Raw genomic sequence first — 14,411 nt, 5'->3', positions numbered from 1 at the left:
GCGATGCTGATGGCCGGCATCGACGGCATCAAGAACAAGATCGAACCGGCGGCCCCGGTCGACAAGGACCTCTACGAACTGCCGCCCGACGAGGCCGCCAACATCGCCCAGGCCCCCACCTCACTGGCCCAGGTGATCGACAATCTGGAAGCCGACCACGAATACCTCACCGAGGGCGGCGTGTTCACCCCGGACGTGATCGAGACCTGGATCAACTACAAGCGCGAGAACGAGATCGCCCCGGTCAACCTGCGCCCGCACCCCTACGAGTTCGCGCTCTACTACGACTGCTGACGAGCTGCTGGCGACCGCCGGCCGGGAGTGCCGGCCGGCGGGGCGTCAGCGGGGGGCCAGCCCAGCGATGATGTCGGCTGCCCGGGCCGCGCGGGCGCTCCGATAGGAGGTACCCGCCCACAGGCTGGTGCCGTGCGGGTCGTCCATGGCCACTGCCGCCGCCCGGATCGGGGACGTCATGTGGTGGATCTCGGGATAGCCCACCGGTGCCACGTCTTCGAAGGAACGCGTGAAGTCGTTCTCCAGGCTGCGCGCGTAACGGCCGGAGAACGCGCATGTGACCGTGGTGTTGACGAATTCCGGATTGGTCAGTGCCGCACGGTGGGTCGGGTTGGTGCCTGCCTCGTGCGCCAGGAGCAGGGCCGTTCCGACCTGAGCGGCCACCGCGCCGCGGCGCAGCACACCGCTCACGTCGGCCGCCGTGCCGAGCCCGCCCGCCGCCACCAAGGGGACGCCAGGGTGGGCGTGGCCGATCTCCGCCAGCAGGCTCTCCAGGGAATCGGTGCCCGGCACCGTGTCCGCGGCAAAGGTTCCCCGGTGCCCGCCGGCGTTGGGCCCCTGCACCACCAGTGCCTCGGCACCGTGCCCCAGCGCGACGCCGGCTTCATAAGCCGATGTCACCGTGACCACGGTCAGGATGCGCTGCGACCGCAGCAGCTCCAGGATGTCGGGCGCCGGTGTCCCGAAGGTGAACGACACCACCGTGGGCCGCAACTCCAAGACCACCTCAAGCTTCTCCGACCAGCAGTCGTCGTCGTCGAAGCGGGGCTGGCCCAGCTCCACCCCGTAGTGCTCGGCCAGCGGATCCAGCAGGACGGCATATTCGTCGAGCAGCACGATGTCAGCGGCACTGGGTTGGGGCACAAAGAGGTTGACCCCGGTCGGGCCGGTGGTGGCGACACGGGCCGCAGTGAGATCGTCGGCCAACTGCTCAGCGGTGCGATAGCCACCGGCGACGAAACCCAAACCGCCGGCCTGCGATACCGCCGCCGCCAGCGCCGGTGTGCTGGGACCGCCCGCCATCGGAGCGCCGACCAACGGGACCGCGAGTTCGGAGAAGCTGAACGCCATTGCCTTAGCCTGCCATCGCCCTCAAACGCCGCGGAAGCGCCCCTTTGGAGCGGTACGGCCCGAGGACCGCGACGCCGTAGGGCTGGCGCAGCAGCCGCCTGGCCACCGCGTTGACCTCATCGACGGTGACCGCGGAAAGTTCTCGCAGGGTGCGTGCGATGGGCCGGTGCCGGCCATAGTTCAACTCGCTGCGGCCCAGCCGATTCATTCGGGAACCCGAATCCTCCAGGCCCAGCACCAGTCCGCCGCGCAACGACCCCTTGGCGATCCGGCACTCTTCGGCGGTGATACCGTCGCGCGCCACCGACTCCAGCACTTCGGCGGTGACCGCGGCCACTTCGGCGAACCGGTCCGGCTGGCATGCGGTGTACACCGAGAGGGCACCGGCGTCGGCAAAGGTGTCCACCGACGAGTAGATCGAGTACGCCAGACCGCGAGCTTCCCGTACCTGTTGGAAGAGCCGCGAACTGAGTCCGCCGCCCAGGGCGGTGTTGAGCACCGCCAGCGCCTGACGGTGCTGCCAATGGCGTCCGGGCGCCCGCACCCCCAGGGACATGTGGGTCTGGTCGGCATCGCGGTTCACCACGGTCAGGCCGGGGGAACCCGGAACCCGTGCCGCCCCGCGCCGTGGAGCGGCCGGGCGCTCGCCGCGAATCAGCCTGTGCCCGAAGTGCTCTCGGACCATGGCCACCACGGTCTCGTGGTCGACATTGCCGGCGACGGCGACCACCATGCGCTCCGGTGTGTAGCGGCGCTGGTGAAACGAGCGCAACTGCGCGCGGGTCATCGCCGACACCGATTCCACGTTGCCGATCACCGGCCGCCCGATCGGATGGTCGCCGAACAGCGTCGACAAGAACACGTCGCCCAGTGCGTCCTCGGGGTCGTCGTCGCGCATCGCGAGTTCCTCGAGGACCACGTCGCGCTCGACTTCCACATCGGCGGCCGCGCAGGACCCGTTGAGCACCACATCACTGACCAGCGCGACCGCCAACTCCAGGTCGGTGTCGAGCACGTGGGCGTAGTAGCAGGTGTGCTCCTTGCCCGTGAAGGCGTTGAGCTCGCCGCCGACGGCGTCCATCGCCTGGGCGATACCGGCCGCCGTGCGGGTCGGGGTCGCCTTGAACAGCAAGTGCTCCAGGAAATGTGCCGCCCCGGCCACGGTCGAGCCCTCGTCGCGGGATCCGACGCCGACCCAGACACCCACCGATGCCGAACGAACCGCGGGGAGGTACTCGGTGACCACCCGCAGTCCGCCCGGCAGGGTGGTGCGTCGCAGTGTGGAGCGCGGTCGCGCCCCGGTGTCAGCTGTCGGCAGCCGCGGCATCGGCAGGCTCAGCGGACCCAGACTTTTGGGCCGAGTCCGCCGCGTCTGCCGCGTCCTCGACGGGCACCAGCGAGATCTTGCCGCGGTTGTCGATGTCGGCGATCTCCACGCGCAGCTTGTCGCCGACCTTCACCACATCTTCGACCTTGGCGACCCGCTTGCCCTTGCCCAGCTTGGAGATGTGCACCAGCCCATCGCGGCCCGGCAGCAGCGACACGAACGCGCCGAAGTCGGTGGTCTTGACCACGGTGCCCAGGAAGCGCTCGCCGATCTTCGGCAGCTGCGGGTTGGCGATGGCGTTGATCTTGTCGATCGCAGCCTGTGCCGACGGGCCGTCGGTGGCGCCCACGAACACGGTGCCGTCGTCCTCGATGGAGATCTGCGCACCGGTCTCCTCGGTGATCGCGTTGATCATCTTGCCCTTGGGCCCGATCACCTCGCCGATCTTGTCCACCGGCACCTTGATGGTGGTGACCCGCGGCGCGTAAGGGCTCATCTCGTCGGGTTCGTCGATGGCCTCGGCCATGACATCCAGAATGGTCAGCCGCGCGTCCCTGGCCTGGGCGAGCGCACCGGCGAGCACCTGCGACGGAATACCGTCGAGCTTGGTGTCGAGCTGCAGAGCGGTGACGAATTCCTTGGTGCCGGCCACCTTGAAGTCCATGTCGCCGAACGCGTCCTCGGCGCCCAGGATGTCGGTGAGCGCCACGAAGCGACGCTCGGTCTTGCCGTCCACCTCGACGTCGTCGGAGACCAGGCCCATGGCGATTCCGGCGACCGGAGCCTTCAGCGGCACACCGGCGTTGAGCAGAGCCAGCGTCGAGGCGCAGACCGAACCCATGGACGTGGAGCCGTTGGAACTCAGGGCTTCCGACACCTGCCGGATGGCGTAGGGGAACTCTTCGACGCTGGGCAGCACCGGGACCAGTGCGCGCTCGGCCAGCGCGCCGTGGCCGATCTCGCGGCGCTTGGGCGAACCGACCCGGCCGGTCTCACCGGTCGAGTAGGGCGGGAAGTTGTAGTGGTGCATGTAGCGCTTGGACTTCTCCGGTCCCAGCGAGTCGATCTGCTGCGCCATCTTCATCATGTCCAGCGTGGTGACGCCCAGGATCTGGGTCTCGCCACGTTCGAACAGCGCGCTGCCGTGTGCCCGCGGCACCACTGCGACCTCGGCGGACAGTGCCCGGATGTCGGTGATGCCACGTCCGTCGATGCGGAAGTGGTCGGTCAGGATGCGCTGCCGGACCAGCTTCTTGGTCAGACTCCGGTAGGCCGCACTGATCTCCTTCTCGCGACCCTCGTAGGTCTCGGCCAGGCGCTCGAGCACCTCGGCCTTGATCTCCTCGGTGCGGTCGTCGCGCTCGGCCTTGCCCGCGATGGTCAGCGCCTTGGCCAGCTCGTCGGTCGCGACGGAAGCCACCGCGTAGTAGACGTCGTCGCCGTAGGCGGGGAACAGCGGGTATTCGACGGCCGGGCGCGCAGCTGCATCGGAGAGCTCCTTCTGTGCCTTGCACAGCGCCGCGATGAACGGCTTGGCCGCTTCGAGCCCTTCGGCCACCACGGTCTCGGTCGGCGCCTGGGCTCCGGCCTGGACAAGTTCGATGACGTTCTCGGTGGCCTCGGCCTCGACCATCATGATCGCGACGTCACCGTCTTCGAGGCTACGGCCGGCCAGCACCATGTCGAAGGTGGCGCGCTCCAGCTGCTCCACCGTGGGGAAGGCCACCCAGGTGCCGTCGATGAGCGCCACCCGCGCCGCACCGACCGGGCCGGAGAACGGCAGGCCCGCGAGCTGGGTGGACGCCGATGCGGCGTTGATCGCCACCACGTCGTAGAGGTCGTTGGGGTTCAGGCTCAATACCGTGACGACGACCTGGATCTCGTTGCGCAGGCCGTCGACGAACGACGGGCGCAGCGGGCGGTCGGTGAGGCGACAGGTCAGGATCGCGTCGGTGGACGGCCTGCCCTCGCGCCGAAAGAACGAGCCGGGGATGCGGCCGGCCGCATACATCCGCTCCTCGACGTCGACGGTCAACGGGAAGAAGTCGAAGTGCTCCTTGGGCGCCTTACTGGCGGTGGTCGCCGAGAGCAACATGGTCTCGTCGTCGAGGTAGGCGACGACGCTGCCGGCGGCTTGCTGGGCCAGCCGGCCGGTCTCGAAGCGGATGGTGCGCTTGCCGAAGCTGCCGTTGTCGATGACAGCGGTGGACTCGAATACGCCTTCTTCAATTTCAATTGCAGACATGGAAGCCGTGCGGCCTTTCCTGGTTTATTCAACTGTTTCGCAACGTCAGACGTGCGTCAGCGAAGGACCTGGATGCGGCTACGGTCGTCGATCGAAGCGGCCGGATCAAGACGTACTGTCAGACCCGGCTGCCACTACCGAAGACCGCCCGACACAGGTCTGGCTGATCGCAGACGGACGTGTCCCGTCGTGACGTGCCGGAGTGGCGCACGCGGATGCGGGGGCCACACCGATGTCCGGGCCTAGTAGGCCCGGAACGGTCTCACTCTACACGGCAGCGGCTGGCGACTGCCCCGATCGTCGTCAGCGACGCAGGCCCAGGCGCTCGATGAGCGAGCGGTAACGCGCCACATCGGTCTGGGTCAGGTACTTGAGCAGACGGCGACGACGGCCGACCAGCAACAGCAGACCGCGCCGCGAGTGGTGGTCGTGCTTGTGCTTCTTGAGGTGCTCGGTCAGGTCGGCGATCCGCTTGGTGAGCAGGGCGATCTGGGCTTCAGGCGAGCCGGTGTCGGTCTCGTGCAGGCCGTAGCTGCCCAGGATTTCCTTCTTCTGCTCGGCGGTCAACGCCATGACAAATCTCCATCGATAGGTCCCGCGAATATCAAGTCGGCGGCCACCGCGGACTGCAGCACACCGAGGGGCGAGTCTAACAGCGCCAGGGCGCTCGTCCTAACCGCGCAACCGGTCAGTCACTGTGGAGCAGGTCGCGGGTCTTCTCGACGTCGGTGTTCATCATCGCCACCAGGTCCGCCACCGAGTCGAACTTCTTCTGCCCCCGGATCCGGCTGACGAAGTCCACGGCGACGCGCTGGCCGTACAGATCGGCGGTTTCATCGATCACGAACGCCTCCACGGTGCGGGCCCGTCCGGAGAACGTGGGGTTGGTGCCCACCGACACGGCGGCCCGGCAGCGCTGGCCGGCGACGACAGTGCCGGGAATCTGGCCGTGGCCCAAGACGGTGAACCATGCGGCGTACACCCCGTCGGCCGGGATCGCCGCGAACGCCGACGGAGCCACATTGGCCGTCGGGAAACCCAGACCGCGCCCGCGCCCGTCGCCGCGCACCACCAGACCCTCGACCCGGTGCGGCCGGCCCAGGGCCTCGGCCGCCGCCGCCACGTCGCCGGCGTCCACGCAGGACCGGATGTAGGTCGAGGAGAAGGTGACCGACTGGGTGGCGTCGGCGCGCTCGGCCACCAGCGAGACCGATTCGACGCCGAACCCGAACTGCTCACCGGCACGGCGCAGGGTCTCGACATTGCCGGCCGCCTTACGGCCGAAGGTGAAGTTCTCGCCGACCACCACCTCCACCACATGCAGGTCCTCGACCAGCAGCTGGTGGATGTAGCGGTCCGGGGTGAGCTTCATGAACTCGGGGGTGAACGGAATCACCAGGAACACGTCGATGCCGAGCTGCTCGACCAGCTCGGCGCGGCGCGCCAGTGTGGTGAGCTGCGCCGGATGGTTGCCGGGGTAGACCACCTCCATCGGATGCGGATCGAAGGTCATCAGCACCGTCGGTACGCCGCGCGCCTTGCCGGCCTTCACCGCGTGGGCGATCAGTTCCGCATGGCCGCGATGCACACCGTCGAACACGCCGATGGTGAGCACGCACCTGCCCCAGTCTGTGGGGATCTCATCCTGCCCCCGCCACCGCTGCACGGGGACAAGCCTAAACTGTCCGGTTGTGAGCCCTTGGGAGCAGTCGGATGGGCTGAGTAGCGTCGCTCAGGACTATCTGAAAGTCATCTGGACGGCCCAGGAGTGGTCACCCGACAAGGTCAGCACAAAAATGCTGGCGGAAAAGCTCGGGGTGTCCGCCAGCACGGCATCGGAGTCGATTCGCAAACTGGCCGACGCGGGCCTGGTGGACCACGAGAGATACGGTGCGGTGACGCTGACCGACCAGGGCCGTCAGGCGGCTCTTGCGATGGTCCGCCGCCACCGCCTGATCGAGACGTTTCTGGTCTGCGAACTCGGCTACGCCTGGGATGAGGTGCACGACGAGGCCGAAATCCTCGAGCATGCGGTGTCCGACCGACTGGTCGCCCGTATCGACGCCAAGCTGGGGTTTCCGCAGCGCGACCCGCACGGCGACCCCATCCCGGCGCCGGACGGGCAGGTACCCACTCCCCCCGCACGTCAGCTGTGGGTGTGCTCGGAGGGAGAGGCCGGGACCGTGGCCCGAATCTCCGATCACGATCCGGAGATGCTGCGCTACTTCGCCCAGGTGGGCATCAGCCTCGACGCCCGCATCCGGGTGCTGACCCGTCGCGATTTCGCCGGGATCATCTCGGTGGCCCTGGACCAGGCCGGGGACGCCGACGGCGAGTCGGCCACGGTGGACTTGGGCAGCCCTGCCGCCCAAGCGATCTGGGTGGTCTGACCCACTTACCAGAGCAGGTGTACCTGTTCGGCCCAGCCGAGGAGCTTGTCGACGGCAACGCTCGCACCGGCGTCGGTGCGGATCCGGCCGTCGTAGTGCCCGAAACACAGATGGGTTCCGGGCAGCGGTGACCGGTGATGAAACGGCGTGAAGGTCAGGTCCACCTGGTCGGAGTCCGGCGTGCGGATGGTCCACGGCCCGGTGTATTCGGGGTAGTGCCAATCCAACTCGGCGCCGATCTTGGTCAGACGACCGTCCACGCAGAGCGCGTTCTCGGTACTGCCCGTGCCCACGGTCCACTTCCCGCCCAGTTGCAGACCGACGACGTGGCCGTCGGTGTGCCCGGAGGCCGCGCCCCAGTTCCACAGGGTGTTCGCGGGCCAGCGACCACGTCCGTGGTCGAGGACACCCCAGCCGCCGTCGAAGTCATAGGTGGTGTCGCCGACCCGCACAACGCCCGACGCCGGGCGCGCGGTGTGCTTGGCGGTGTACTGGAACCGCTTCGAACTCCAGGGCACCACCACCGCCATCGTCTCGTGACCCGGCGGCAGCGCGACAAACAGGTCACCGGTCATGGGTCCGGCAGATGTTCTGCAGGAGAAGCGAATCCGGGTACCGTCGGCTTCGGTGGTGAGATCGATCGCCACCGTTCCGCGCGCCCGGGCCGGCCCGCCGCCGAGGTTGTCGGGCAGGGTTATCCCCCAGCCGCCCGGGTGCGCGCAGCTGCGGGACACCGCACGGCCGGAATAGTCGAGCAGGTACACGTTGCTGACCCCGAGATAATCCAGGTCGGCAACGGTGACCGCGACCAGGTGCGTGGGGGTGGTCAGACACCAGTACTCCCACCGCTTGGTACGCCCCCAGCCACGCAGTCCGGTGCGGTGCAACGGTGTTCGGGTCCAACCGACGGCCGCAGGGTTCAACGCCCCCGACGCATCGCACAGCTCGACCGCCTCGGTGATCTCACGTTCGTGGGTGACCACGGCGGCCTACAGCGTCGCCGGCCGGATGACGACCACCGACTTGGTGCGCCGGGGCGCATCCTCGAGCAGTGCGATCACCCGGCCGTCCGGTGCGGTCGCCGCGTACACGCCGTTGATGCCGGCGGGAGACAGCGGTCGGCCGTGGCCGGCATCGAGTGCCTCCTGCTCGGTCAGGTCCCGGCGGGCGAAGGCGCGCAGACAGGCCTCATCTATGGGGTAACTGAGCACTGGATGCTCCTGCAGCTCATCGAGGGTTCGGGCCTGGTCCAGCCCGAAGCTGCCGGCCCGGGTGCGCCGCAGCGCCGTCAGGTGCCCACCGACTCCCAGCGCGGCGCCCAGGTCGCGGGCCAAAGCCCGGATGTAGGTGCCCGCCGAACAGTCCACCTCGACGTCCAGGTCGACGAACGGATCATCGCGCCGTACCGCCAGCAACGCGAAGCGCTCGATGCGCACCGGGCGGGCGGGCAGCGCAACGGCCCGGCCCTCGCGCACCAACTGATAGGACCGCTTGCCGTCGACCTTGATGGCGCTGACCGCCGAGGGCACTTGCGCGATATCGCCGCGCAACCCGGCGATCGCCGTCTCGATCTGAGGCTCGGTGAGATGAGACGCCGACGTGGTCTGCAGCACCTCGCCTTCGGCGTCCTCTGTCGAGGTGGTCTGCCCCAACCGCACGGTGGCGGCATAGGACTTCTCCGACGCGGTCAGCAGCCCCAGAATCTTGGTGGCCCGTTCGATGCCGATCACCAGCACGCCGGTGGCCATCGGGTCCAACGTGCCCGCATGGCCGACCTTGCGGGTGCCGAACGCCCTGCGGCATCGCGACACCACATCGTGGCTGGTCATCCCGGCGGGCTTGTCGACGATCACCAGGCCGGCCGCCACGGATCCGCTCACAGGACGATCGCCGTCAGTACCAGGCCACCCGCCACCGACCACCGCCCGCGCAGTGTCGTCAGTGGCGGCCCGGACCGCGCCGCGGGATCGATCAGGATCCGCGAGGCGAAGCTGCCGTCGGTCTCGAAGGTGATGTGTGCGTCCTCGAAGCCCAGCCACCGCCCGGTCAGCGGGAACCACGCCTTGTAGGTGGCCTCTTTGGCGCAGAACAGGACTCGGTCCCAGTGCCGATCCTGGGGCAACGCCGCGAGCTCAAAGCGCTCGACGGGAAGGCTCACCGCGTCGAGCACGCCGTCGGGCAGCACGTCGTGCGGCTCGGCATCGATTCCCACCGACCGCACGTCGGTGCTGCGGCCCACCACCGCGCCGCGGAAACCCGCGCAGTGGGTCAGGCTGCCGACGATGCCGGCGGGCCACGACGGCTCGCCCTGCTCCCCCTTGAGAATCGGGACGGGCGGTTGCCCGAGTTCTTCCAGCGCCAGCCGGGCGCAGTAGCGGGCGGTGACGAATTCATTGCGGCGCTTGGCGACCGAACGGGCCACCAGTGGCTCTTCCTCGGGCAGCGGAGCCAGGCCGGGCGGGTCATCGTAGCGCTCGGCCCAGGCCAGCGAGCCCCTCGGCGCTCCACAGAGCACCGTGTCCAGCAGCCTGCTCATCGGGCCTGCCTCTGGCGTAGCCGCTCGGCGAACTTCGCACTGGCCTCGCGCATCTCGTCGGTGATCGCGAAGTGACCGCCGAACTCGTTGAGGTAGCCGGGCGGGTACTGCGGGTCGGGCAGTATCTGGCGCAGCCACCGGTGCGGGCGCCGTCGGCGCCATTCCCGCGGGTAGCCCACCGACACCTCTTCGAAGCGCACCCCGTCGTAGTAGGTGGTTCGCGGGATGTGCAGGTGGCCGTAGACCGAACAGGTGGCGTTGTAGCGGGTGTGCCAATCGGCGGTTTCGACGGTGCCGCACCACAACGAGAACTCCGGATAAAACAATGCGTCGCAGGGTTGGCGCACCATCGGAAAGTGGTTGACCAGCACGGTCGGCGTCATCCAGTCGAGTTCTTCGAGGCGCTTGCGAGTGGCGGCCACCCGGTCGCGGCACCAGGCGTCGCGGGTGCCGTAGGGCTCGGGCGACAGCAGGAACTCGTCGGTGGCCACCACGTTGTTCTCCCGCGCGATGGCCAGCCCTTCGGCCTTGCTGGTCGCTCCAGCGGGAAGGAAGGTGTAGTCGTAGAGCAGGAACATCGCCGCGATGGTGGCCGGGCCCCCCTGCTCGGTCCAGACCGGGAAGGGATGCTCGGGCGTGATGACGCCCATCTGGTCACACATGTCGACCAGGTAGTCGTAGCGCGAGCGGCCGAAGATCTGCATCGGATCCTTGTTGGTGGTCCACAACTCGTGGTTCCCGGGCACCCAGATCACTTTCGCGAACCGCTTGCGCAGCAGGTCCAGTGCCCAGCGGATCTCGTCGGTGCGCTCCGCGACGTCGCCGGCGACGATCAGCCAGTCGTCACCGGTAGCCGGGTACAGCGCCTCGGTGATGGGCTTGTTACCCGAGTGGCCGGTGTGCAGATCGGAGATCGCCCACAGGGTGGGGCCGTCGGCGGCCCTCGGCTCGTGGGTGGTCACGAGTTCCGAGCCTAATGGGTGACCGGAATTAGAACGTGTTCTCGCCTTCGAATCAGTGGCGGGCGCCACAACTTGTACACTGCCCGGCAGAGCATCGGGCGGAAGCAAGGAGTGTCATGCTCACCAAACTGCGTCTGATGACCGCGGTAGGGGCGCTGGTGATGGCCGTCGTGGTGGTCTGCCAACAAGCACCCGTCAACGGCGTCCCGGGAAGTGCGGGAGTCGACCTGCGTTCCACCGGCATACCGTTGGCGCCCCCGACCACGTCGAGCAAAGCGGTCAACCTCACCAACCCGCGCCCGTTCGACGCCTGCGAAGACATTCCCTTTGACGTCATCGCGCAACTGGGTCTGGCGTTCACTCCCCCCAAGCCGGTCGAGGGTGTGCGCTGCGAGTTCGACGCGGGCAATTACCAGATGGCCGTTGAGACTTTCGTGTGGCGCAGCTACGACGAATCCATCCCCGCCGACGCCATCGAGATGGACATCAACGGACGCCGGGTGGCGCAGTACTGGGTGATGAAGCCCACCGAGTGGAACAACCGCTGGTGGGTCTCCTGCATGGTGGCTTTCAAGACCAGCTACGGACTGATCCAGCAGTCGCTGTACTACTCACCGGTGTACTCCGAGCCGAAGGTGGACTGCCCCTCCGAGAACCTGATGCGGGCCCATCAGCTGGCACCGCACTACAAGTACTGAAGGTACTTCAGTCGTGACGTCCACCGCCTCGGCCCGGCCGGCCCGCCCGCGTCTTAGCGATGTCGTCCTGAACCGGGCGCTGCGGCAACTGCCACCGCCCACCACCGGCTACACGGTGCGCCGGGAACACGTCCCGATGCGCGACGGGGTGGAGCTGCGGGCCGACCATTACCAGCCGACCGGCGACGTGGCCGGCACCCTGCTGGTGCGCTGTCCCTACGGCCGGGGGTTCCCGTTCTCGCTGGTATTCGCCCGGATGTTCGCCGCCCGCGGGTATCGGGTGATCCTGCAGAGTGTGCGCGGCACCTTCGGCTCCGGCGGGGTGTTCGAGCCGATGGTCAACGAGGCCGCCGACGGTGCCGACACGGTGGAGTGGCTCCGCGCGCAGCCGTGGTTCACCGGATCCTTCGGCACCGTGGGGCTGTCGTATCTGGGCTTCACCCAGTGGGCGTTGCTGGCCGACCCGCCGCCGGAGCTGGCCGCCGCGGTCGTCACCGTCGGACCGCATGATCTCTACCAGTCCACCTGGGGTGTCGGGTCTTTCGCCCTCAACGACTTCCTGGGCTGGAGCCACATGATGGCCCACCAGGAGGTCCGCCCCCGGATCAGGGCCGGTCTGCAGCAGCTGACCGCCCAGCGCCGGGTCAGACGGGCCGCGGCGGCCCTGCCCCTGGGGACGGCGGGACGCGCACTTCTGGGCACCAGGTCGACCTGGTACGAGTCCTGGGTCGAGCACCCCGACCGTGACGACCCGTTCTGGGACAGGATGCGTTTCCCGGCTGCGCTTGAGGGAACTCGGGTGCCGGTGCTGCTGCTCAGCGGCTGGCAAGACCTGTTCTTAGATCAGACGCTGACACAGTTCCGGACGCTGCGCGACCGAGGGGCCGAGGTCGCGATGACCGTCGGCCCGTGGACCCACACCGAGATGCTGACCAGAGGCCTGCGCACCGTCACCGCCGAATCCCTCGATTGGCTCGACACTCACCTGGCCGGGGCCGACGGGCCGTCGCGAACCAGCCCGGTCCGGGTGTATGTCACCGGCGGCGGTGGGTGGCGTGAGTTTCCGGATTGGCCGCCGGCGACGACCGCGCGCACCTGGTGGCTGGCGCCGGGCGGGCGCCTGGCCGCCTCCCCCGTGGCCGACGACACCACGGACGCGGTCAGCTTCACCTACGACCCCGCCGACCCCACGCCGACGGTGGGCGGGCGGCTGCTGGCCCCGGGCGGCGGCTACCAGCGCGACGACGTTCTGGCGCGCCGCGCCGATGTGCTGACCTTCACCGGTGCAGCCCTGACCGAGGATGTCGACGTCTTCGGCAGCCCGGTGGTCGAGCTGGCACATTCCAGCGACAACCCGAACGTCGACCTGTTCGTCAGGGTCAGCGAGGTCGATGCTCGCGGGCGGTCCCGAAATGTCAGCGACGGCTACCGCCGGCTGACGCCGGCCGCCGGAACGGTCCGCATCGAGCTCGACCAGATCGCCCACCGGTTCGCGGCCGGCTCGCGCATCCGGGTGTTGATCGCCGGCGGCTGCCATCCGCGGTTCGCCCGCAATCTGGGCAACACCGAGCCCGCGATCAGCGGCGCCGCACTGCTGCGCGCGACGCACACGGTGCAGCTGGCCGGCTCACGGCTGCTGCTGCCCGCGCACGGCCGTGACAGCCTTGACCAACAGGTCTGACATCAGCCGCTGCGGATCCAGCTGCTCGTCGGCGCTGCCCATCACCACCACCGACGTGTGGTCGTCGAGCGCCGCTGTGTACAGATAGTCGGGATCGTCCTCCGGGTCTGCGACGGTCAACTTGACCCCGGTCGTGGTGACGCCGCCGATGTCCGGTGCCGGAATACGCTCCACCGTTCCGGTCGCCTGGGGCGAACCGGACAGCGCGATGCGGTCGCAGCCCGCCGGAGCGGCTTCCGGGGTCACGGAGTCAGGGGATCTCAGGGCGACGACATACATGTTTCCCTGGTCCCCCTGCCCGATCACCCCGGCGGCTTCGGTACCGGCCTTCGGGTCGACGTAGCGCGGGATGACCACCGACCGGCATTGCGGCGGGTCGACTTGGGCCTGGGTGAACGCGGCTACCGCGGACCCGTCGATGTCGGACTGCGCCAAGGTCTTTGCCGGGTGCGCCTGCGCGGTGAAGCCCTCCGGAAAATCATTGGCGACGGCATCGATGCGGGAGACGTCGTAACGCGGCGCGGCCGGCTGGGCAGCGGCCGGCTGGGGCGCCGCCGAGCCCGCCGGGGCCACCTCGGCGTTGGTGGCGCACCCGGCGAGGGTCAGCCCCACGCCGAGCGCGCCCCCCACCACGGGCCCGATGACGGCCCAGCTACGACAGGGCTTGACCGACATTGCGGTCACCACCACCACCAGTGGTGCCACAAGTGGTGATGGTGCCGCCACCAGTGATGGTGGTGGTGCGGTCCCCACTGCGGCACGGGTCCCGAACGCAGATCCGTGCCGAACACGTGGTCGGCCGGAGCGCGATCGAGGCCCGCGCGGTTGCCCAGCGCGGCTGGAAGAGCGGGTAGGTCGCCGTGGATCTCGACCACGGCGGGCGGTTGCGCAGCGGCCCCTCCCGGAACGGCCTGCGCCGGTCCGGCCGCGCCGATCACCAGCGCACCGCCTACCGTGCCGGCGCTGACCACCGCGGCGGCCACGCGTCGACTGGCATTCCGTGACATCACCATGGTTTCCTCCCTTGCCAAGAACCCTGAATTCTTTTGATATTCGCGAGATTAGCACCCCAAAGGCGGGCCGACAATGGCCGACGACTACATTTTTTGGATGCTCGAAACATTTCTTGTCTGCGCGTCGATCCCGACTATCATCGCAGGTCACAGGGCGTTTACTGAACTACTGAACCACTGATTCACGCGGATCC

At 68.4% G+C, this 14,411-nt stretch carries 14 protein-coding genes and 1 pseudogene; 4 read left to right on the top strand and 11 right to left on the bottom strand.

What is annotated here, in order from left to right; genetic code table 11:
• Window positions 1-294 (top strand): annotated as a pseudogene (locus tag AWC02_RS20760) (glutamine synthetase); the annotation flags it as partial.
• 45 nt (window positions 295-339) lie between these two features.
• Here AWC02_RS20760 and AWC02_RS20755 read toward each other — a convergent pair.
• From AWC02_RS20755 to AWC02_RS20735, 5 genes are all read right to left on the bottom strand, one after another.
• On the bottom strand, window positions 340-1,365 hold the full coding sequence (locus AWC02_RS20755) for a nitronate monooxygenase (protein WP_085130754.1): 1,026 nt from the start codon (window positions 1,363-1,365) through the stop codon (window positions 340-342).
• Window positions 1,366-1,369: 4 nt separating this feature from the next.
• Entirely contained in the window at window positions 1,370-2,692 is a 1,323-nt protein-coding gene (locus AWC02_RS20750) for a M16 family metallopeptidase (protein WP_085130752.1), read from the bottom strand.
• Window positions 2,670-4,937, bottom strand: coding sequence for a polyribonucleotide nucleotidyltransferase (locus AWC02_RS20745; RefSeq protein ID WP_085130750.1), 2,268 nt, complete (start codon window positions 4,935-4,937; stop codon window positions 2,670-2,672). Before AWC02_RS20745 ends, AWC02_RS20750 begins: the two co-directional genes overlap by 23 nt.
• Before the next feature lie 303 nt (window positions 4,938-5,240).
• A complete protein-coding gene (gene rpsO / locus AWC02_RS20740; RefSeq protein ID WP_085130748.1) occupies window positions 5,241-5,510 on the bottom strand; it encodes a 30S ribosomal protein S15 in 270 nt (89 codons plus the stop codon).
• Window positions 5,511-5,625: 115 nt separating this feature from the next.
• Window positions 5,626-6,603 carry a bifunctional riboflavin kinase/FAD synthetase gene (locus tag AWC02_RS20735; RefSeq protein WP_085130746.1) on the bottom strand — a complete coding sequence of 326 codons (978 nt, stop codon included), beginning with the start codon at window positions 6,601-6,603 and terminating at the stop codon, window positions 5,626-5,628.
• Window positions 6,604-6,628: 25 nt separating this feature from the next.
• Between AWC02_RS20735 and mntR the strand changes: the two genes are divergently transcribed.
• Window positions 6,629-7,327, top strand: a complete 699-nt coding sequence (gene mntR, locus AWC02_RS20730) for a manganese-binding transcriptional regulator MntR (RefSeq protein WP_085130744.1) — start codon at window positions 6,629-6,631, stop codon at window positions 7,325-7,327.
• A gap of 5 nt (window positions 7,328-7,332) precedes the next feature.
• Here the strand turns inward: mntR and AWC02_RS20725 are convergent, their stop codons facing one another.
• From AWC02_RS20725 to AWC02_RS20710, 4 genes are read right to left on the bottom strand one after another with little or no spacing between them, the layout of a single operon-like run.
• Entirely contained in the window at window positions 7,333-8,310 is a 978-nt protein-coding gene (locus AWC02_RS20725) for a DUF2804 domain-containing protein (protein WP_085130742.1), read from the bottom strand.
• 6 nt (window positions 8,311-8,316) lie between these two features.
• Window positions 8,317-9,207, bottom strand: a complete 891-nt coding sequence (gene truB, locus AWC02_RS20720; RefSeq protein WP_272818996.1) for a tRNA pseudouridine(55) synthase TruB — start codon at window positions 9,205-9,207, stop codon at window positions 8,317-8,319.
• A complete protein-coding gene (gene pptT, locus AWC02_RS20715; protein ID WP_085130739.1) occupies window positions 9,204-9,863 on the bottom strand; it encodes a 4'-phosphopantetheinyl transferase PptT in 660 nt (219 codons plus the stop codon). The genes truB and pptT overlap by 4 nt, the downstream gene beginning before the upstream one ends.
• Entirely contained in the window at window positions 9,860-10,825 is a 966-nt protein-coding gene (locus tag AWC02_RS20710; protein WP_085130737.1) for a metallophosphoesterase family protein, read from the bottom strand. Before AWC02_RS20710 ends, pptT begins: the two co-directional genes overlap by 4 nt.
• A gap of 116 nt (window positions 10,826-10,941) precedes the next feature.
• Between AWC02_RS20710 and AWC02_RS20705 the strand changes: the two genes are divergently transcribed.
• Together AWC02_RS20705 and AWC02_RS20700 are read left to right on the top strand one after the other, a co-directional pair.
• Complete coding sequence (locus AWC02_RS20705; RefSeq protein ID WP_085130735.1) at window positions 10,942-11,523, top strand: DUF3558 domain-containing protein; 582 nt, start codon at window positions 10,942-10,944, stop codon at window positions 11,521-11,523.
• A 13-nt stretch (window positions 11,524-11,536) separates the two neighbouring features.
• Entirely contained in the window at window positions 11,537-13,204 is a 1,668-nt protein-coding gene (locus AWC02_RS20700; protein WP_085130733.1) for a CocE/NonD family hydrolase, read from the top strand.
• On the opposite strand, the gene AWC02_RS20695 is transcribed toward AWC02_RS20700, so the two are convergent.
• Together AWC02_RS20695 and AWC02_RS20690 are read right to left on the bottom strand one after the other, a co-directional pair.
• On the bottom strand, window positions 13,151-13,909 hold the full coding sequence (locus tag AWC02_RS20695) for a DUF5642 family protein (protein WP_085130731.1): 759 nt from the start codon (window positions 13,907-13,909) through the stop codon (window positions 13,151-13,153). The two genes, AWC02_RS20700 and AWC02_RS20695, sit on opposite strands and share 54 nt — an antisense overlap.
• Window positions 13,885-14,217 (bottom strand): hypothetical protein, encoded by a 333-nt coding sequence (locus AWC02_RS20690; RefSeq protein ID WP_133055670.1) that lies wholly within the window; start codon window positions 14,215-14,217, stop codon window positions 13,885-13,887. Before AWC02_RS20690 ends, AWC02_RS20695 begins: the two co-directional genes overlap by 25 nt.
• Window positions 14,218-14,411 lie beyond the last annotated feature (194 nt).

This window comes from Mycolicibacter engbaekii (genome assembly GCF_002101585.1).
GTDB classification, from domain to species: Bacteria; Actinomycetota; Actinomycetes; order Mycobacteriales; family Mycobacteriaceae; genus Mycobacterium; species Mycobacterium engbaekii.
This window is presented reverse-complemented; position numbering and strand designations above follow the sequence as displayed.